The sequence below is a fragment of the Pseudomonas sp. Pse35 genome, assembly GCF_024519715.1.
In the GTDB taxonomy this organism is placed as follows: Bacteria; Pseudomonadota; Gammaproteobacteria; order Pseudomonadales; family Pseudomonadaceae; genus Aquipseudomonas; species Aquipseudomonas paracarnis.
In genome coordinates, this window is record NZ_JALJRP010000009.1 from 111,925 (window position 1) to 130,109 (window position 18,185).

Consider the following 18,185-nt stretch of genomic DNA (forward strand, 5'->3'; position numbering starts at 1 on the left):
CTCGCCTAGGCTCGGTGTGCCCGAACGCAGGCTTGAATCCGTGGGCCGCCGCCACGCGCCATCCATGGCGCGGGGCGGCTAACCCGGCGTCCTGCCGGGTTACCCACGAATTCAAGCCTGCGTTCGGCCAGCGTGGTTTAACGTGGCGCCTGAGATCAAGATCAAAAGCAGATCAAGAGCGACTCGCTTCGCATCGTGGTTACCGTCTGCTGTTACAACCCACAAAGTTGTGTAGATACCTATGCTCATCGCAGGCAAGCCAGCTCGCACATTGGATCGCGGGGCATCAGTTATATCTGTGTCGGCTGCCAGGCCGTCACGGGAGCAAGCTCCCTCGCCACAGATTTAGCGTCGTGCCGAAGTTGTGTAGATACCTATGCTCATCGCTGGCTTGCCTGCGATGGCGCCCGCGAGGGCGGCGCTTATTTTGGCCCGAGAATTTTCACTAACTTATCCGGCGAAGGCGCCCCTTGCTGCTGCTGCAACCCACCCTTGTCATCCAGATAGAAGATCGCCGGCGTCGCCGACAACTCCAGTTCATCCATCAGCTTCATATTGGCATCAAGCTTGGCCTCGACCTCGGCCGGGATCTTTTCCAGCGCCTTGAGCTTGCTGCCCTTGCCGGCGGCTTCGTGTTCTTGCAGGGCTTTTTGCGGGTCTTTGGCGGCGAGCAGGGCGGCGGATTTGCCTGGGCTGTCTTCGCGGATGATGCCGACCATGATGTGGCGCAACTGCACCTTGCCGGCCTTCACCCACGGGCGGGCCTGTTCCCAGAACATGTTGCAGTACGGGCAGTTGGGGTCGCTGAACAGGTAGACGGTGCGCGGGGCGTCTTTATCGCCATCCTGGATCCAGCTGCTGTTTTCCATCTTGGCCCAGACTTCCTTGGCCATCGGCGCGTACACCAGTTTTTCCAGGGGCGCGGTGCTCAGGTCATTGCCTTGGGCGTCGTACAGGTTGCCCGCGATCACGTGCTTGCCGTCGGCGGTCAGGTACAGGGCCATGCCACGGTTCTGGTACTGGGCGGCGTAGCCGGTGAGGCCGCTGGGGGCATCGAATTTGCCGATGATCTTGGCACCTTTGGCTTCGATCTGTTTGATCGGGGCCGGCAGGTCTTCGGCCTGGGCCAGCGTAGCGGCTAGCGTCAAAGGCAGCAGGGTCAGCAGGTGGCGGAGGCGAGGCATGTCGGTTTCCTTGTCGTGGTGTTGTCGAAGGGTTCCATGGCACGGGCCAGGCTGGCTTCGGAGAGTTCGCCCAGGTGGCTGTTGATCAGGCGCCCATCGGCTTGGTAGAACAACGTAGTCGGCAAGGCCATGGAACCCACGGCCTGGCCGAGGCGGCCGCTGGCGTCGAACAGCACGTTGTCGAGGTTCAGGCCCTGGGTGGCCAGGTAAGTGCTGACGCTTTGCATGCTTTCGGCCTGGTTGACGAACAGGAAGGTCACATCGGGGCGCATGCGCTGGGCGTTTTCCAGCACCGGCATTTCGCGTCGGCACGGCGGGCACCAGGTGGCCCAGAGGTTGATCACCAACGGGCCGCCTTGATAATCCGCCAGTTGCACCACCTCGCCATTGGCATTGCGCAGGGTGATATCCGGCAGGCGCGTGCCTTTTTCGTACAGACTGAGGGACAGGCTGGTCATGCCCCAGAACACCAGGCCGGTGATCACCCCGGCGCTGAGCGGCTTGCGCAGGGCAGGGCGACGCCAGCCGTAGACCAGCGCGCCGAGGATCAGCGCGATGATCCCGGGCCAGGCGAGAAAGCCGCCGTCACGCAGGTCGACCATCTCCACCCAGTCGTGGCTGTAATAACTCCAGTACATCAGCACAAAGCTGACGCGGGCGGCGAGCAGGCCCAGCAGAAACAGGCTGAACAGCACCGACTCCGGGTTTTCGCCGCCGCGCTTGGCCACGCGCCAGCCCACCAGGGTGGCGAGAATCAGCGCGCTGATCAGCAGCAGGTGATTCAGGGCGATGGCGAAGGTGCCGATGGTGAGGGTCAGCATCAGAGAGCGTCCCGCGTCTGGGTCCAGCGTTGCAGGAAGGCAGCGGCGTCTACTTCGCCGGTGATGCGTTGGGCGCGGCGTTCTTCACCGTCCGGGCCGATCCACACGAAGCTCGGTGGCCCTGGCACTTTGTAGCGGCCCAGCAGCTCGCGGCTGGCCGCGTTGTCGGCGGTGACGTCCAGGCGTAACAGGCGCACGTCTTTGAGCGCGTCCATCACCTCGGGTTTGCCGAACACCTGTTTCTCCATGATCTTGCACGACACGCACCAGTCGGCGTAGTAGTCCAGCAGCACCCATTGGCCCTGGGCCTTGGCGCTGTCGAGCTGGCTTTGCAGCACGGCCGGGGCGTTGATCGTGGTGAAGGCATCGTGGGCGCTCGGTGCACCGGCGACCTTTGAGCCGCTGTAGACCTTCAAGGGTTGCCACAGCTCATCGCTGCCACCGGCCGCCCCCACCACCAGCACCGCGCCCCACAGACCCAGCACCAGGGAACCAGCGCCGAATACCTTGGCCGCCAGGCCGGACTCACGGGCCAGCGCCCAGCCACAGTACGCCATCACCAGCGCCAAGGCGCCCCACAGGCCGATCCACAGGCTGTCGCCGACCACCGGGCGAATCATCAGCACCGCGGTGCCCAGGAACAGGAAGCCGAAGATGCCCTTGAGCACGTTCATCCAGGTGCCCGGCTTGGGCAGGAAGCGGTTGCCCACAGTCACCAGCAGCAACAGCGGGATGCCGATACCGATGCCCATGGCGAACAGGATCAGGCCTCCGTGCAGCGCATTGCCGCTTTGAGCGATATACAACAGGGCGCCGGCCAGGGGCGCGGTCATGCACGGCCCCACCAGCAGGCCGGACAATGCGCCGAGCACACCGGCACCCACCAGGCTGCCACCGCTTTGCTGGCGGCTGACGTTATCGAGGCGGTCGCGCAGGAAGGCGGGCAGTTGCAGTTCAAAGAAGCCGAACATCGGCAGGGCGAGCAGCACGAACAACGCCGCAAAGCTGCCGAGGATCCACGGGGTTTGCAGCAACGCCGCCAGGTTGGCGCCGAGCAATGCGGCCATCACCCCCAGGGCGGCATACACCAGCGCCATGCACACCACGTAGCTGCCGGCCAGGGCAAAGCCGCGACGCGGGCTGGCGCCGCTACCGACCACCAGGCCAGCGAGGATCGGCAGCATCGGCAACGAGCAGGGCGCAAACGCCAACAGCAGGCCCAGGCCGAAGAACACCAGCAGGCTCCACCCCAGGCTGCGCTGCTGCAGGCCGCTGGCCAGGCTTTGATCCTGGGCTTGCGCGGTCGCGGCGACGGCCGGGTTGCCGCCCATGTCCACGGTGATCGATTGCGGCGGATAGCACAGGCCCGCATCGGCGCAGCCCTGCCAGCCGAGCTTGACCTGGCCGGTGGTGCCAGCGGGGATCTTCACTTCCAGGCCCTGGCGATACACCTGTTGTTCACCAAAGAACTCGTCGCTATGGGCTTCACCCTCGGGCAGCACGGGTTTTTCGGCCAGGCCGTCGAACTTCATGCGCTGCTGGTACAGGTAGTAACCGTCGGCAATCTGCCAAAACAGCTGGGTTTCGCCGCTTTCAAGACGTTCGGAGGTAAAGGCGAAGGCTTTGCCTACCGGGAGGAAGTCGGGTTTGGTTTCGAAGGGGCTGCCCGGCGCTGCCTGGGCGAATCCCGCGAACAACACCAGCAGAAAGGTAAACAGATGCCGCATGGTCAAGCCTTAGTTCGATGCAAGTGAGGCACACAATGTGTGGCGTTGATTAACCGATGATTAACCGCCGCTATTCTAGAGCGTAGGGATTATCCGGTGTTGCGAACTTTAGCGGCATAATGCGCGCTTAATCCGTGGCTTTTCTAATCGCGCCATCTTTTATGAAGGGTTAACCATGCACGTACTGGTCTGTGAAGACGACGAACTGATCGCCAGTGGCATCGTGGCCGGCCTGACCGCCCAGGGCTTTACCGTGGAGCGCGTGGCCACGGCCTCGGCGGCGCGGGCGATGCTCAAGGCCGCGGCCTTCGACATCATGGTGCTCGACCTTGGCCTGCCCGACGAAGACGGCCTCAAGCTGCTGCAACAACAGCGCAGCCAGGGGTTGGACATTCCGGTGCTGATCCTCACCGCGCGGGACTCGGTGACCAACCGCGTCGACGGCCTGCAAGCCGGCGCCGACGATTACCTGCTCAAGCCCTTCGACTTGCGTGAACTCGCCGCTCGCCTGCAAACCCTGTTACGCCGCGTGGCGGGGCGCAGCGTCAACCTGATTGAACATGGGCGCCTGGCCTACGACCCCAGCAGCCGCGAGACCTTCCTCGGCGGCCAGCCGGTGGATCTGTCCCGGCGTGAACAGGCGTTGTTGCAGGCACTGTTGCACAACAAGGGCCGCGTACTGTCCAGCGAACAGCTCAAGGACAGCGTCTACGGCTTCAGCGACGAACTGGAAAGCAACGCCCTCAACGTGCATATCCACCACCTGCGGCGCAAGTTGGGCAATGGCATCGTCGAAACCGTCAGGGGGCTGGGCTATCGCCTGGGCACGGCTGATGGGGGAGAAAACACTCCGTGATGAGCTTGCGTCTGCGCCTGACGTTCAAGCTGGGCGCCGCTTTTGTACTGATCTGGGTGCTGGCGGCCGCCTGGATGCTCAACGATTTGCGCAACCAGATGATGTTTTCCCTCGACCAGCGCCTGGTGGCTTCGGCGCGCATGGTAGCCGGGCTCACCGAGCAGATGCCGGGCCTGGCCAGCGTCAGCGGTGGCGCGCATTTGCGTACCGAACAACTGAATGTGCCGGGCGGCATGGCCTGCCAGGTCAGTTCGTTGCGCGGCGAGATCCTGGCGCGCAGCCATACCACGCCGGAGGAAGGGCTGGAGTCGCGCCGCAGCGGTTTTCGCGACCAGATCATCGACGGCGTGGGCTGGCGCAGCTTTACCCTGTCCCGTGGCGACTTGCTGATCACCACCGCCGACCGCCAGGTGGAGCGTGAAGCCCTCAACCTGTCGATCCTGCTGGCGGCGTCGGTGCCGGTCGGCGTGGCATTGCTGGGCTGCCTGTGCCTGCTGTGGCTGGGCATTGGCCAGAGCCTGGTGCCGCTCAACCGTATGCGGGATGCCCTGATGCGGCGCAGTGTCGACTCCCTCGAGCCTCTGCAGATTCACCCTCTGCCCAGTGAACTCAAGCCGTTGCTCGACACCCAGAACCAACTGCTGCAGCGCATCGCCAAGACCATCGAGCGCGAACGTCGCCTGACCGGTGACGCCGCCCATGAACTGCGCAGCCCGTTGACCGCGATCAAGACCCACCTGCAAGTCGCGCGCATGACCGAGGGCACGGCCCGCGACCAGTCCCTGGCGCACGCCGAGGAGGGCGCCGATCGCTTGCATCGCACCCTGGAGCAACTGTTGTTGCTGGCGCGGGTGGAGGGCAGCCTGTCGTTTGACGATGGCCTGCAGTCCAGTGCCGAGGAAGTCGCCCGGTTGGCGATCCAGGATGCCAACGCCGGCGACAATTCACGCATTGATCTGATCCTGGCGCCGGATCTTTCCCCTGTTCCAGTGGCAATGCCTGTGGGTCTTGCCGTCGCGGCCTTGCGTAACCTGCTGGACAACGCCTTGCGCCATACCCCCGCCGATACCCGCGTGGAACTGCAGGTGTTTTCTACCCCGGATAACGTGGTGTTCCGCGTGCGTGACCATGGCCAGCAGATCTCCAGCGAAGACCTGCAATACCTCACCCAACGCTTCTGGCGCAATGGCAGCAGCGAAGGCTGTGGCCTGGGCCTGGCGATTGTCCAGGCGATCGTGCAGCGCTGTTCCTGCTCGTTGCACTTCGACAGCCAGCCCGATGGTATGCGGGTCGATCTGGGCATGCCGTTGCGGCGCTGAGCAGTCCTATTCACGTGGCAAATAATTACCGCCCGCCTGAGGCTCAAGCCTTCAGGATGGCGGTAATTTTTTTGCGCTTGAACGGGCCGAATGAGTCGGCCTGAATTGAAAAGGACTGTTCTTATGTTGGTGATCGACACCAGTTTCCCCGCCAGGGATTTCAACGACCGCCGCGGCGAATCCGTGCAGCAGGTGCTTGTGCACTACACGGCCGCGCCCTTTGCTTCCTCGCTACGCACCCTCACCCAAGATGGCGTCAGCGCCCACTATCTGCTGCCCGACCCCGCTGAACCCAGCTACCGCGCTGCCGGTTATGAAGAGCTGCGGGTGTTTCGCCTGGTGGACGAGGACCAGCGCGCCTGGCACGCAGGCGTGAGCTATTGGGCGGGGAAGGCCGATCTCAACAGCCGCTCGGTGGGCATTGAAATCGTCAACCTGGCGCGGGATGAAGCGGGGGTCTTTACCTTTCCGGAGTACGCACCGGCACAGATTGACCTACTGATTGAATTGCTTCGCGACCTGCTGGAGCGCTATCCACAGGTGGGCCCCACTGACTGGCTCGGGCATTCGGACGTGGCCTACTGGCGAAAGAGCGACCCTGGGCCTCGGTTGCCCTGGCGTGTGCTGCATGAGGCCGGCATCGGGGCCTGGTTTGATGAATCGAGCCGGGCGATGTACCAGCGCCGCTTTTGTCTCGGCTTGCCGCCGGAGGTCGAAGTGGAGCGGGCGTTTCAGCGTTATGGCTACAAGCCCGCGCAGAATCGCCGGGCCTTTGAACAGCGCACCCGGGCGTTCCAGATGCACTTTCGGCCACGGGATTATTGTGGATTCCTGGATGCAGAGACGTGCGCGATCTTGTATGCCCTGAACGAAAAGTACCGCGGGATTTAATACCGAGCACTGTTCAAATGTAGGAGCGAGCTTGCTCGCGAAAAACGTCAACGATACCGCGGGCTTTCTGGATAAACGCGGCGCCGGGGAGTTTTTCGCGAGCAAGCTCGCTCCTACAATTGGATCTTCATTCATCAGTTAACAACCCTCGTCCCCTAAATCCTTTTCACGCTGAAGCGTCTCCACAACAGGAAATCCGTGCGCATGCCCTTGGGCCAGACGCCAACGGATCGGCAGTTTGGTCACGATCATCAGCGTATTGAGGGATCCACAGATGTCAGTCGCTACCAGCCGTATCGAAGACGCCCCGGTGCAGGCCGCGGAAACGCTCTATCAGTTTGACGAAAGCCCGCTGCTGGCCCGCCAGCGCCAGCAGGAATCCAACGCCCGCAGCTACCCACGGCGCATCCCCCTGGCACTCAAACGCGCCAAGGGCATTTACGTGGAGGACGTGGAGGGGCGGCGGTTTATCGACTGCCTGGCCGGCGCCGGAACCCTGGCGCTGGGGCATAACCACCCGGTGGTGATCCAGGCCATCCAGCAAGTGCTGAGCGACGAACTGCCCCTGCATACCCTGGACCTGACCACGCCGGTCAAGGATCAATTCGTGCAGGACCTGTTCGGTTTGCTCCCGTCGGAACTGGCGCGAGAAGCGAAAATCCAGTTCTGCGGCCCCACCGGCACTGATGCGGTGGAAGCCGCGTTGAAGCTGGTGCGCACTGCTACCGGGCGCAGCACCGTGCTGTCGTTCCAGGGCGGCTATCACGGCATGAGCCAGGGCGCGCTGAGTTTGATGGGCAGCCTGGGGCCAAAGAAACCCTTGGGCGCCTTGCTCGGCAATGGCGTGCAATTCCTGCCATTCCCGTATGACTACCGTTGCCCGTTTGGGCTGGGTGGCGCCGAAGGTGTGCGGGTCAACCTGCATTACCTGGAAAACCTGCTCAACGACCCGGAAGCCGGCGTGCTGTTGCCAGCGGCGGTGATTGTCGAAGTGGTCCAGGGTGAGGGCGGCGTAATCCCGGCGGACCTCGACTGGCTGCGTGGCCTGCACCGTATCACCGCGCAAGCGGGGGTGGCGCTGATCGTCGATGAGATCCAGAGCGGTTTTGGGCGTACCGGCAAAATGTTTGCCTTCGAACACGCCGGCATCATTCCGGACGTGGTGGTCATGTCCAAGGCGATTGGCGGCAGCCTGCCGTTGGCGGTGGTGGTGTATCGCGACTGGCTCGACACCTGGCTGCCGGGCGCCCATGCCGGGACGTTCCGCGGCAACCAGATGGCGATGGCGGCGGGCTCGGCGGTGATGCGCTACCTCAAGGATCACGACCTGGCAGGCCATGCGGCGACCATGGGCGAGCGCCTGGGCGAACACCTGCGCATCCTGCAGCGCGACTTCCCGCACCTGGGGGATATCCGTGGGCGTGGGCTGATGCTGGGGGTGGAGCTGGTAGACCCGACTGGCACGCCTGATAGTCAGGGCCACCCACCGGTGCATCGCCAGTTGGCGCCGCTGGTGCAGCGCGAATGCCTCAAGCGCGGGCTGATCCTGGAACTGGGCGGGCGCCATGGCAGTGTGGTGCGTTTCCTGCCACCGCTGGTGATCACCGCTGGCGAAGTCGACCAGGTGGCTGAGATTTTCGGGCGTGCCTTGGCGGCGGCCGTGGCCAGCCTGTAATTTTCCAGGCCCTTGGTACGTTTCTACAGATATCGGTGCTGCGCGTGGTGCGCAGCCAGCCTTTGAGCGACGGAGAACAGCAATGACCTCAGTATTTGACCGCGACGACATCCTCTTTCAGGTAGTGGTCAACCATGAAGAACAGTATTCGATCTGGCCCGACTACAAGGCCGTGCCGGAAGGCTGGCGCACCGTGGGCAAGAGTGGCATGAAGAAGGAATGCCTGGCGTATATCGAGGAAGTGTGGACCGACATGCGGCCGTTGAGCCTGCGCCAGAAAATGGATGGCGCGGCCCTCGCCAACTGATTCACCTGGGTTCAAATGTGGGAGGGGGCTTGCCCCCGATTGCGGTGTATCAGCCAGCCAATGTTTAGCTGACACACAGCTGTCGGGGGCAAGCCCCCTCCACATCAAGCATTACAGTGATGTGTGGGTATAGAGGTAATCCGTCGCCAACGACGCCAGCGTCCTCACGCCCACCACCAACGCCGACTCATCCACAAAGAACCCTGGGTTGTGATTCGGCGCCGCCTTGCTCATGTCCTGATCCCTTGGGGTCACTCCCAGGAAGACAAACAGCCCCGGCGCCTCCTTGGCATAGAACGAGAAGTCTTCGGCGCCACCCACCAACGGGCCTTGCACCACATCATCCTGAGCCGCCCAGCGCAGGCTCGGCAGCATTTTCTCGGTCAGCGCCGGGTTGTTGATGGTGGGGTCGTACTTCTCGATGATCGTCACTTCGGCCTTGGCGCCACCGCTTTCGGCGATTTTCTCTACGGTTTGACGCACGTCTGCATGCAGCTTCTGGCGGATACCGTAGTCGTAGGAGCGAATGGTGCCGCTCATGTCCACCGACTCGGGGATGATGTTATAGCGGGTGCCACCGTTGATGGTGCCGATGCTCACCACAGAGGGGAATGACGAAATATCGGTACGGCGGCTGACCACGGTCTGCAGGCCGACAATGGTTTGAGCGCCAACGGTGATCGGGTCGATACCGTCCCAGGGGCGGCCGGCGTGGGTCTGTTTGCCGAGGATCCTGATGCGCAGGTCATCGGAGCTGGCCAGGGTTGGGCCCGGGCGGTAGGCGATTTGCCCGGCAGGCACACCGGCCCACACATGCAGGCCAAATACCGCATCGGGCTTGGGCGCTTTCATCACGCCTTCCTGCACCATCATCTTCGCACCCCAGGTGTTCTTGCCGTCGGGGATAAAGTCGCTGGGGCCTTCTTCGGCCGGTTGGAAATAAAACACCACGGTGCCGGGCAGGCGCTCGCGCATCCCGGTGAGAATCTTCGCAGTGCTCAGCAGGATAGCGGTATGGGCGTCGTGGCCGCAGGCGTGCATCACGTCGACTTCTTTGCCCAGGTAGGTGCCCTTGGCTTTGGAGGCGAAGGGCAGGTCGGCCACTTCCTTGACCGGCAGCGCATCCATGTCTGCGCGCAGGGCCACGGTCGGGCCGGGCAGGGCGCCTTTCAAGATGGCGACGACGCCAGTGCGGGCCACCCCGGTCTTCACCTCAAGGCCGAGTTCGCGCAACTGTTTGGCGACCAACTCGGCGGTGCGGGTTTCGGTATTGCCCAGTTCCGGATGGGCGTGGATATCGCGGCGGGTTTCCAACAGGCTGGGTTCGAGGATTTTTGCCTGGGCGGCAATGGTTTCCCGGGCACTGTCCTGGCCGCTGCTGGCGGCGATCACTGCACTGCTCGCGACCGCGCCGAGCAGACCCAAAACCCATTGGTGTGTCAGACCGTTCATTCGCATACCAACCTCTCCTTGCTTATTGTTGTGGATCTTTCTCCTGCACGCTGCCGGCAGTCTGCACCTGCACGCTCAAGCGCGGTGTCGCCAGGTCCAGCCCAGCTTCATCCAGGTGCCGCTTGAGCGACAGGTTGAATGCCCGCGACACTTCCCACTGCTTGATCGGCGCGGTCTTGAAGCGTGCGCGCAGGATCGCGCTGCCGGACTCGAAGCTTTCCACGCCCTGGATCTCCAGCGGCGACCAGATATTGCGGCGTTGCAGCGGGTCGTTGCGCATGGCATGGCCGACCTCGCGCATCAGTTTGATCGCGTCGTCGATTTCCATGTTGTAAGGGATCGCCACCCGGAAGATGGCGTAGCCGAACTCGCGGGAGTAGTTCTTGATGCTCTTGATTTCGCTGAACGGGATGGTGTGCACGATGCCGTCGATATCGCGCAGGCGCACGGTACGGATGGTCAGGCCCTCTACGGTACCGAGGTGGCCGCCGACGTCCACGTAGTCGTCGATGGCCAGGGAGTCTTCGATGATGATGAACAAGCCGGTGATCAAGTCGGCTACTAGCGATTGCGCACCAAAGCCGATGGCGATACCGATCACGCCCGCACCGGCCAGCAGGGGCGTGACGTTCATACCCATGTTCGCCAAGGCCACGATGGCGGCGATGATGAAGATGGTCACGAACAGCACGTTGCGGATCAGCGGCATCATGGTTTGCGCACGCGCGTTGGCCAGGCCTTTGCGCGAACGGGTCAGTGCGTGGTGAATCGCGGTGTCGCTGAGGATCCAGATCAGCCAGGCAAACAACAAGGTCCCACCGAGGCCGAACAGCTTTACGGCTATTTCATGACCTTCACCTTCGGTAAAGCGAATCATCGACAGGCCCCAGACCCGCAGCCCCAGTTCGATGAATACCAGCCACACCACCAGGTGCACCAGGGTGTAGACAAAGCCTTTGAGGCGTTCGGAGTACAGCGCGTGGCGTTTGTGCCCGCGTTGCGGCTTGAGAGCGTGGCGGCGCACCAGGCCGTTGATCACCATGCACAACACCAGCAGCACCGTGCACAGCAACGACTGGCGCAGGGCGGTGCTGGTGTCGCCGGCCGACAGGAAGGTGGCGAACAGTGAGATGCCCACCAGCAGAAGAGCCGGGATGTACCAGAAGGTGCCGATGATCGACAGAGTATCGGTGAGGGCGCGGCGGGTCAGTCGGCGCGACAGCGGCTGGTTGCGAATCAGGTGCGCGATGGGCCGGCGGAAACGCAGGATAAACACCCCGGTGGACAACGCCGCCATGACATTGGCCACGGTCGCGGCGGTGTGGGCCAGATGCTGGCCGAGCGCGGCAACCAGGCGCGGGTCGCTCAAGGCTTCGCCGAAGGCGGCAAAACTGCCGATCCACCACAGCGGGCGGAACGCCTGGTGGCGCAGGATATACAAGGCGCGGTGGCGGTGCGGGCCGTCGAGTACGGAGAAGGCAATCACGCAGATTGCCGAGAAACAGGTGCCGACCACCAAGGCATAGGCCAGCACCATGGCCAGGGATTTGCCCAGGGAGGAAGGCAGGGCGTAACTGAGGTAAACCGTAATCACCAAAGCGATCAGCCAGGGGCCCAGCTTGCGCAGGGCAAAGCGCAGCATGTCCCAGGTGCGCGGGTGCTGCGGCAGCTCTTCGGGCAGGCCGAAACGCTCGCGCACCCGATGGCTGAGCCAGATCAGCGCAGCGGCCAGCAGGCTCCATACGGCCAGGATCACGGCAAAACCGAAGATGATCGGCAGCCATTCGCTGGCCGGCAACATCAGGGCGGCCAGTTCATCCTTGGCCAGGTCGACTTCATTGGACCAGCGCCCCAGCGGGCTGTCGGCGCCGGAAAACTGCTGCTCAAAGCCCGACAGCGTACTGCCGATCAACCCGAGTACCCCGAGTTCGGCGGCGGGCTGGGCCTTTTGCGTGGCGGCGCGCAGTTTTTTCAGGTCGCTGAGCAACTGGGTGCGTTGCTGGTCGTTTTCCAGGGTTTTGATCACTTCGTCCAGCGACTGCCCCAGGGGCACTTCCGCCTGGGGTTGGGTCTTGCTGGAGCCGCCCAGCATCCCCGGCAAGCCCACGGCTTGGGCGGGCATCACTGGCAGCAGCGTGAGCAGGGCGATCAGCAGGTAGCAGGGCAGGGCAAACAGACGGGAGAACACGAGGCGGTCAACCTTGAAAACGACGAATTGACCGAGTGTACGAGGCCGCTATGCCCAATGCGAGCGCATTTGTCACTGCGCCAGTTTGGCGAGGATCTTGTAGAGCACGGTGCCGAGGATCAACAGCATGCCGATCCACATGCCAAACACGCCCAGAGGCTTGTCGCGAAAGTTGAAGCCGACCGCGAGCATGATCATACCGATCACGATGGGGATCAGCATGGCGTGGAATGAGGACATTGAGATCATGGCGAGGGGCGGCCTTGTCGGACTGGAAGTTCTGACAAGTCTAGGCCGGATTGGCAGAAGTGCAGTTGATGTGAGTCAGATAGCCTTATATCTGTTTGGAAACCCATCGCGGGCAAGCCCGCTCCCACACTGAAATGCATTCACAGATCAAATGTGGGAGCGGGCTTGCCCGCGATGGGCGCGCTTCGGTCTCAGGGTAAATCGCGGCTGGCGTAGAACGCCCCCAGCACCTTGACCAGATGCGCCAGGTCATGGCTGCCGCACAGCTCGCGGATCGAGTGCATGGCAAAGGTCGGCAAGCCGATGTCCACGGTGCGCACGCCCAGGTGGCTGGCAGTGATGGGGCCGATGGTCGAGCCGCAGCCCATGTCGCTGCGCACCACGAAGCTTTGCACTGGCACTTCCTGGGCCATGCACAGGTGGCGGAAGAACCCGGCGGTTTCGCTGTTGGTGGCGTAGCGCTGGTTGCTGTTGACCTTGATCACCGGGCCGGCGTTGAGTTTCGGGCCGTGGTTGGCGTCGTGTTTCTCGGCGTAGTTGGGGTGCACACCGTGGGCGTTGTCTGCCGACACCAGCAGGGATTTCTGAATGGTGCGTACGAATTCTTCACCTTCGGGCAGCAGGCGACGCAGGGTCTGTTCCAGCATCGGGCCATCGGCACCGCAGGCCGAGCAGGAGCCGACTTCTTCGTGGTCGTTGCACACCAGCACGCAGGTTTCATCGGTGTCGCTGGTGAGCAAGGCTTGCAAGCCGGCGTAGCACGACAGCAGGTTGTCCAGGCGCGCACCGGCAATGAAGTCGCCATTGAGGCCGATCACGGCAGCACTTTGGGTGTCGTAGAAACTCAGCTCGTAGTCGAGCACCACATCGGCATTCAACCCGTGCTCGCGGGCCAACTGTTCGGTGAGCACGGCGCGAAAATCCACGCGCTCGTCACCGGCAAACTGCGCAAGGATCGGCGGCAGCTCGGTCTGGGCATTGATTGCCCAGCCCTGGTTGGCTTCACGGTTGAGGTGAATGGCCAGGTTGGGAATGATGGCGATCGGCAGCTTGAAATCGATCAGTTGGCTCTCGACCTTGCCATCGCGGCGGAAGGTAACACGGCCTGCCAGGGACAGGTCGCGGTCGAACCAGGGCGCCAGTAGCGCGCCGCCGTAGACTTCCACGCCCAGTTGCCAGAAGCCCTGACGTTGCAGCTCCGGCTGGGGCTTGACCCGCAGGCATGGGCTGTCGGTATGGGCGCCGACCATGCGGATACCGTCCTGCAGCGGCGATTGGCGGCCGAGCTTGAAGGCGATGATCGAGGAATCGTTGCGGGTCACGTAGTAGCGACCGTTGGCCTCGGTGGCCCAGGTGTCGCGCTCGTCGAGGCGCTGGTAACCGGCCGCTTCCAGGCGTTGGGCCAGGGCGGCAGTGGCATGAAAAGGAGTAGGGGAGGCCTTGAGGAAGTCGATCAGGCCTTGATTCAACGCTTCGCGCATAAATAGCTCCAGACAGCAGTGGCGAGAGTTTACCGTATTGGCCAGATATTTGGAGTGAGCGTGCAGGGCCGAGAACCACACCAAACCCTGTGGGAGCTGGCTTGCCTGCGATAGCGGTCTTTCTGTGCCAGATGTATTGGCTGGCACGCCGATATCGCAGGCAAGCCAGCTCCCACATTTGACCGCATCAGCCCTTCAAAAAGGGGCTGGGCACTCGAAACGCAGGCGCTCGCCGCTTTGCGGATGGGTGAAGCTGAGCATGCTTGCATGCAGGCACAGGCGCGGCCAGGCGGCCAGGGCTTGTTCATGGGCGTACAGACCATCGCCCAGCAACGGATGCCCGATGGACAACATATGCACGCGCAACTGGTGTGAGCGCCCAGTGATGGGTGTCAGCTCTACGCGGCACCAGTCGCCGCAACGCTCCAGCACTTTCCAGAAGGTCAGGGCATGTTTGCCGAACTCATGGTCGACAACGTGGCGGGGCTTGGTCGGCGGGTCATAGCGCAGGGGCAGGTCGATGCTGCCGCTGTCCAGTGCCGGTTGGCCCCAGGCCAGGGCGGTGTAGGCCTTTTCTGTCTCGCGGTCGTGAAACTGGCGGGACAGTTCGCGGTGGGTATCCGCGTCCCGGGCCAGCAGGATGATCCCCGAGGTTTCCCAGTCCAGGCGATGGACGATGCGGGCTTCTGGGTAGCCGTTTTCCTGCAGGCGAGTGATCAGGCAGTCCTTGTTGTCGTCGGCGCGACCAGGCACCGAGAGCAGCAGGGTCGGCTTGTTCACCACCAGGACAGCGTCGTCCTGATGCAGGATATGGATATTGGACAGCGGCATTAAACAGCCTCGTAACAAACGCCAACGGCGGCTCCACTGACGGCCCCCTCACCCTGTAGGAGCGAGGGGGCCGTCAGTGGAGCCGCCGTGGCGACCGCCCTTTCGATCAACGATCGGGCAGGGTGATATTGAGTTCCAGAATCGAGCAGCTGCCGTCATTTTCCAGGGCGACATGCACGTCATCGTTGCCGATATTGACGTACTTGCGGATCACCTCGACCAGTTCCTTCTGCAAGGCTGGCAGGTAATCCGGCGTGCTGCGTTGGCCGCGTTCGTGCGCCACGATGATCTGTAGACGCTCTTTCGCTACCGACGCGGTACTTGGCTTTTTGTTGGCGCGAAAGAAGTCGAGAAATTTCATTGTTTAGTTGCCTCCAAAGATACGCTCGAAGAATCCCTTCTTCTTGACATCGAGGAAGCGGTGTTCCACGGTCTTGCCCAGCAAGCGATCAACTGCATCGCTGTACGCCTGGCCGGCGTCGCTCTGGTCGTCGAGAATCACCGGTACGCCCTGGTTGGATGCCTTCAGGACGGCCTGGGATTCCGGAATCACGCCCAGCAGGGTCACGGCGAGGATTTCCTTCACGTCTTCAACACCCAGCATTTCGCCGTTGTTGACGCGCTCCGGGTTGTAGCGGGTGAGCAGCAGGTGCTCCTTGATCGGGTCCTGGCCTTCTTCGGCGCGCTTGGACTTGCTGGCCAACAGGCCGAGCATGCGGTCCGAGTCACGTACCGAGGAGACTTCCGGGTTGGTTACCACGATGGCTTCGTCGGCGAAGTACATCGCCAGGTGAGCACCGGTTTCGATACCGGCCGGAGAATCGCAGACCACGTATTCGAAGGTTTCCTTGAGCTCGGCGAGGACTTTGCCGACGCCTTCTTTGGTCAGCGCGTCTTTGTCACGGGTCTGGCTGGCAGCCAGCACGTACAGGTTCTCAAGGCGCTTGTCCTTGATCAGGGCCTGTTGCAGGTTGGCTTCGCCGTTCACCACGTTGACGAAGTCATACACCACGCGACGCTCGCAGCCCATGATCAGGTCAAGGTTACGCAGACCGACGTCGAAGTCGACGATGACTGTCTTGTGGCCGCGCAGAGCGAGGCCGGTACCGATAGCGGCGCTGGTGGTGGTCTTACCCACACCACCCTTGCCGGATGTAACCACGAGAATCTTGGCCAAGGTGTTTCACCCCTAAGGAAAAAGGACTTTCGGTCCCTGAAAAACATCTCTTGGAACTCGCCGCAGGCGGACAGCCTTTGCAGGAAAAAGACGGGGTTTCCATGGGGAAACACCAACTTCCAAAAAGTCCTACACAAGTCTTGCCGGTTTCGCTTTGCTATCAGAGTCTAGAGATGCTTGGAAAATGCGGCAGTATCCGTTAAAGACGGATGATGTTCAACACATCGCCCGACAGGTTGACCTGTACCGAAGCGCCCCACAGTGGATCGCGGCGCAAATCTTCGGAAACCTTGTACTGACCCGCGATAGAAACCAGCTCGGCGGTCAACTGCTGGCAAAAAATACGTGCCTTGGTATCACCCTTGATGCCGGCCAGGGCGCGTCCGCGCATCGGGCCGTATACATGGATGTTGCCATCGGCAAGAAGTTCCGCCCCCGGGCTGACCGAGGAAACCACCACAAGGTCGCCGCCCTGGGCGTAAATCTGCTGCCCGCCGCGTACCGGCGAGGTGATGATCTTTGTAGGCCTGATCGCAGGCTCCGGTGGTTTTTCCGGTTTTTTCTTTTCTTCGCCGACCAATGGTTCCAGAGGGCGCTCACGGGCGCCGGACGGTGGCAGTACTGGCAGTTCAATGGCGATGGCGGCGGCAATGTCTTCGATGCGGCTGGCGCGAATCGCCAGTGTGCGCAGGCCATGGGAACGGCATACGCGCATCAGGCCGGGCAAATCAATCACTCCCTGGCCAGCCGGCAGCTTGTCCAGCGCCAGCACCAGCGGGGCGTTGTTGAAGAAGTTCGGCGCCAGGGCGACCTTGGCGGCCAGTTGGCGGTCCAGGGCGTCGAGGTCATTGCGGGCCAGTTCCAGCACGGTAATGGCGAGCATGCTGCCTTTTAGCTGGAACACGGGATCTTGGTCTAGCGGTTCGGTTTGGCTCATGGTCGGCGAAAGCGGCTTGTCACGAAAAGTGTCGAGACTTATAACGAGAACACTCACCCGCCGCAAGCCGAGTCGAACCGTTGTAGAATGCGCGGCCCTTGTCTTTACCGGAATCTGTAATGGATCGCCCGCGTTTTCGAGCTGTATTTCTTCACCCGCGTTTTTGGCTGCTATGGCTGGGGCTCGGCCTGCTGTGGCTGGTCACTCAATTGCCGTATCGGGCGCTGTTGACCATTGGTCGCCTGCTGGGCGCGGGCATGTACCGCGTGGCAGGTGATCGTCGCCGCATCGCGGCGCGCAACCTAGAGCTGTGCTTCCCGGAAAAATCCGTCAAGGAACGCAAACGCCTGCTCAAGGAAAACTTCGCTTCCACCGGCATCGCCTTCTTTGAAATGGCCATGAGCTGGTGGTGGCCCAAGCCGCGCCTGGCGCGCCTGGCCCATGTCGAAGGGCTGGAGCACCTCACGCAGGCGCAGTTGGACGGCAAGGGCGTGATCCTCATGGCGCTGCACTTCACCACCCTGGAAATCGGCGCGGCGCTGCTGGGGCAGAAGCACACCATTGACGGCATGTACCGCGAACACGGCAACCCGCTGTTCGACTTTATCCAGCGCCGTGGCCGTGAACGCCACAACCTCGATTCCCTGGCCGTGGAGCGCGACGACGTGCGCGGCATGCTCAAGCTGCTGCGCGCCGGCCGGGCCATCTGGTACGCACCGGACCAGGACTACGGCGCCAAGCAAAGCATCTTCGTGCCGTTGTTCGGCATCCAGGCTGCTACCGTTACCGCTACCAGCAAATTCGCACGCCTGGGCAAGGCGCTGGTGGTGCCGTTTACTCAGGAGCGCCTGGCTGACGGTAGCGGGTACCGCCTGGTGATCCATCCGCCGCTGACCGACTTCCCGGGTGAAACCGACGAGATCGACTGCCTGCGCATCAACCAGTGGGTCGAAGCCTCGGTACGCGCATGCCCTGAGCAATACCTGTGGACCCATCGCCGCTTCAAGAGCCGGCCGCCGGGTGAGCCCAAGTTGTACGAAAAGCGCCGTCGATAACCCTGCTGCCATTGTAGGAGCGAGCTTGCTCGCGA

17 protein-coding genes are annotated in these 18,185 nt (G+C 62.5%); 6 read left to right on the top strand and 11 right to left on the bottom strand.

The features are described from left to right. Positions 1 to 422: 422 nt before the first annotated feature. Genes dsbG through dsbD form a run of 3 tightly spaced genes read right to left on the bottom strand, consistent with a single transcriptional unit; the run spans position 423 to position 3,732 of the window. Positions 423 to 1,184, bottom strand: a complete 762-nt coding sequence (dsbG, locus tag OC445_RS10790; RefSeq protein ID WP_054896344.1) for a thiol:disulfide interchange protein DsbG — start codon at positions 1,182 to 1,184, stop codon at positions 423 to 425. After that, complete coding sequence (locus OC445_RS10795; protein WP_034126122.1) at positions 1,160 to 2,005, bottom strand: TlpA disulfide reductase family protein; 846 nt, start codon at positions 2,003 to 2,005, stop codon at positions 1,160 to 1,162. The genes dsbG and OC445_RS10795 overlap by 25 nt, the downstream gene beginning before the upstream one ends. Next, entirely contained in the window at positions 2,005 to 3,732 is a 1,728-nt protein-coding gene (dsbD, locus tag OC445_RS10800) for a protein-disulfide reductase DsbD (RefSeq protein WP_198790831.1), read from the bottom strand. Before dsbD ends, OC445_RS10795 begins: the two co-directional genes overlap by 1 nt. Positions 3,733 to 3,907: 175 nt before the next feature. On the opposite strand from dsbD, the gene OC445_RS10805 reads away from it, so the two are divergent. The 5 genes from OC445_RS10805 to OC445_RS10830 all read left to right on the top strand — a co-directional run bounded on the left by OC445_RS10805 (position 3,908) and on the right by OC445_RS10830 (position 8,780). Then, positions 3,908 to 4,588 (top strand): response regulator, encoded by a 681-nt coding sequence (locus tag OC445_RS10805; RefSeq protein WP_014719307.1) that lies wholly within the window; start codon positions 3,908 to 3,910, stop codon positions 4,586 to 4,588. Then, the gene (locus tag OC445_RS10810) at positions 4,588 to 5,907 is read left to right on the top strand and encodes an ATP-binding protein (RefSeq protein WP_198790830.1); all 1,320 of its coding nucleotides are present in this window, start codon (positions 4,588 to 4,590) and stop codon (positions 5,905 to 5,907) included. The genes OC445_RS10805 and OC445_RS10810 overlap by 1 nt, the downstream gene beginning before the upstream one ends. A 123-nt stretch (positions 5,908 to 6,030) precedes the next feature. Then, positions 6,031 to 6,798 carry an N-acetylmuramoyl-L-alanine amidase gene (locus tag OC445_RS10815; RefSeq protein WP_054896342.1) on the top strand — a complete coding sequence of 256 codons (768 nt, stop codon included), beginning with the start codon at positions 6,031 to 6,033 and terminating at the stop codon, positions 6,796 to 6,798. A 274-nt stretch (positions 6,799 to 7,072) separates the two neighbouring features. Beyond that, positions 7,073 to 8,473 carry an aspartate aminotransferase family protein gene (locus tag OC445_RS10825; RefSeq protein ID WP_262020152.1) on the top strand — a complete coding sequence of 467 codons (1,401 nt, stop codon included), beginning with the start codon at positions 7,073 to 7,075 and terminating at the stop codon, positions 8,471 to 8,473. Positions 8,474 to 8,555: 82 nt separating this feature from the next. Then, positions 8,556 to 8,780 carry an MbtH family protein gene (locus tag OC445_RS10830; protein WP_003192847.1) on the top strand — a complete coding sequence of 75 codons (225 nt, stop codon included), beginning with the start codon at positions 8,556 to 8,558 and terminating at the stop codon, positions 8,778 to 8,780. A gap of 111 nt (positions 8,781 to 8,891) precedes the next feature. On the opposite strand, the gene OC445_RS10835 is transcribed toward OC445_RS10830, so the two are convergent. The 8 genes from OC445_RS10835 to minC form a co-directional block, all read right to left on the bottom strand. Further along, the gene (locus OC445_RS10835; RefSeq protein ID WP_105227541.1) at positions 8,892 to 10,238 is read right to left on the bottom strand and encodes an amidohydrolase; all 1,347 of its coding nucleotides are present in this window, start codon (positions 10,236 to 10,238) and stop codon (positions 8,892 to 8,894) included. A gap of 16 nt (positions 10,239 to 10,254) precedes the next feature. After that, positions 10,255 to 12,420 carry a mechanosensitive ion channel family protein gene (locus OC445_RS10840; RefSeq protein WP_034126128.1) on the bottom strand — a complete coding sequence of 722 codons (2,166 nt, stop codon included), beginning with the start codon at positions 12,418 to 12,420 and terminating at the stop codon, positions 10,255 to 10,257. Positions 12,421 to 12,492: 72 nt separating this feature from the next. Further along, positions 12,493 to 12,669, bottom strand: a complete 177-nt coding sequence (locus OC445_RS10845) for a hypothetical protein (protein WP_164692207.1) — start codon at positions 12,667 to 12,669, stop codon at positions 12,493 to 12,495. 191 nt (positions 12,670 to 12,860) lie between these two features. Continuing rightward, complete coding sequence (locus tag OC445_RS10850) at positions 12,861 to 14,150, bottom strand: M18 family aminopeptidase (RefSeq protein WP_003192841.1); 1,290 nt, start codon at positions 14,148 to 14,150, stop codon at positions 12,861 to 12,863. A gap of 195 nt (positions 14,151 to 14,345) precedes the next feature. Then, a complete protein-coding gene (locus OC445_RS10855; RefSeq protein ID WP_003192838.1) occupies positions 14,346 to 14,981 on the bottom strand; it encodes an RluA family pseudouridine synthase in 636 nt (211 codons plus the stop codon). A 106-nt stretch (positions 14,982 to 15,087) separates the two neighbouring features. Further along, a complete protein-coding gene (gene minE, locus OC445_RS10860; RefSeq protein WP_003175252.1) occupies positions 15,088 to 15,342 on the bottom strand; it encodes a cell division topological specificity factor MinE in 255 nt (84 codons plus the stop codon). A gap of 3 nt (positions 15,343 to 15,345) precedes the next feature. Then, entirely contained in the window at positions 15,346 to 16,158 is an 813-nt protein-coding gene (gene minD / locus OC445_RS10865; RefSeq protein WP_003192835.1) for a septum site-determining protein MinD, read from the bottom strand. Between the two features lie 199 nt (positions 16,159 to 16,357). Beyond that, positions 16,358 to 17,095, bottom strand: coding sequence for a septum site-determining protein MinC (gene minC, locus OC445_RS10870; protein WP_014719299.1), 738 nt, complete (start codon positions 17,093 to 17,095; stop codon positions 16,358 to 16,360). Between the two features lie 119 nt (positions 17,096 to 17,214). On the opposite strand from minC, the gene OC445_RS10875 reads away from it, so the two are divergent. Continuing rightward, entirely contained in the window at positions 17,215 to 18,150 is a 936-nt protein-coding gene (locus OC445_RS10875; protein WP_054920436.1) for a lipid A biosynthesis lauroyl acyltransferase, read from the top strand. The last annotated feature ends 35 nt before the right edge of the window (positions 18,151 to 18,185 follow it).

What these genes read in the sequence shown, in the direction of transcription:
- dsbG (WP_054896344.1), bottom strand. Translation starts at nt 1,184, where the DNA reads ATGCCTCGCCTCCGCCACCTGCTGACCCTGCTGCCTTTGACGCTAGCC.
- OC445_RS10830 (WP_003192847.1), top strand. Translation starts at nt 8,556, where the DNA reads ATGACCTCAGTATTTGACCGCGACGACATCCTCTTTCAGGTAGTGGTC.
- minE (WP_003175252.1), bottom strand. Translation starts at nt 15,342, where the DNA reads ATGAAATTTCTCGACTTCTTTCGCGCCAACAAAAAGCCAAGTACCGCG.
- OC445_RS10795 (WP_034126122.1), bottom strand. Translation starts at nt 2,005, where the DNA reads ATGCTGACCCTCACCATCGGCACCTTCGCCATCGCCCTGAATCACCTG.
- OC445_RS10855 (WP_003192838.1), bottom strand. Translation starts at nt 14,981, where the DNA reads ATGCCGCTGTCCAATATCCATATCCTGCATCAGGACGACGCTGTCCTG.
- OC445_RS10825 (WP_262020152.1), top strand. Translation starts at nt 7,073, where the DNA reads ATGTCAGTCGCTACCAGCCGTATCGAAGACGCCCCGGTGCAGGCCGCG.
- OC445_RS10875 (WP_054920436.1), top strand. Translation starts at nt 17,215, where the DNA reads ATGGATCGCCCGCGTTTTCGAGCTGTATTTCTTCACCCGCGTTTTTGG.
- OC445_RS10845 (WP_164692207.1), bottom strand. Translation starts at nt 12,669, where the DNA reads ATGATCTCAATGTCCTCATTCCACGCCATGCTGATCCCCATCGTGATC.
- OC445_RS10810 (WP_198790830.1), top strand. Translation starts at nt 4,588, where the DNA reads ATGAGCTTGCGTCTGCGCCTGACGTTCAAGCTGGGCGCCGCTTTTGTA.
- OC445_RS10805 (WP_014719307.1), top strand. Translation starts at nt 3,908, where the DNA reads ATGCACGTACTGGTCTGTGAAGACGACGAACTGATCGCCAGTGGCATC.
- OC445_RS10850 (WP_003192841.1), bottom strand. Translation starts at nt 14,150, where the DNA reads ATGCGCGAAGCGTTGAATCAAGGCCTGATCGACTTCCTCAAGGCCTCC.
- minC (WP_014719299.1), bottom strand. Translation starts at nt 17,095, where the DNA reads ATGAGCCAAACCGAACCGCTAGACCAAGATCCCGTGTTCCAGCTAAAA.
- OC445_RS10835 (WP_105227541.1), bottom strand. Translation starts at nt 10,238, where the DNA reads ATGCGAATGAACGGTCTGACACACCAATGGGTTTTGGGTCTGCTCGGC.
- dsbD (WP_198790831.1), bottom strand. Translation starts at nt 3,732, where the DNA reads ATGCGGCATCTGTTTACCTTTCTGCTGGTGTTGTTCGCGGGATTCGCC.
- OC445_RS10815 (WP_054896342.1), top strand. Translation starts at nt 6,031, where the DNA reads ATGTTGGTGATCGACACCAGTTTCCCCGCCAGGGATTTCAACGACCGC.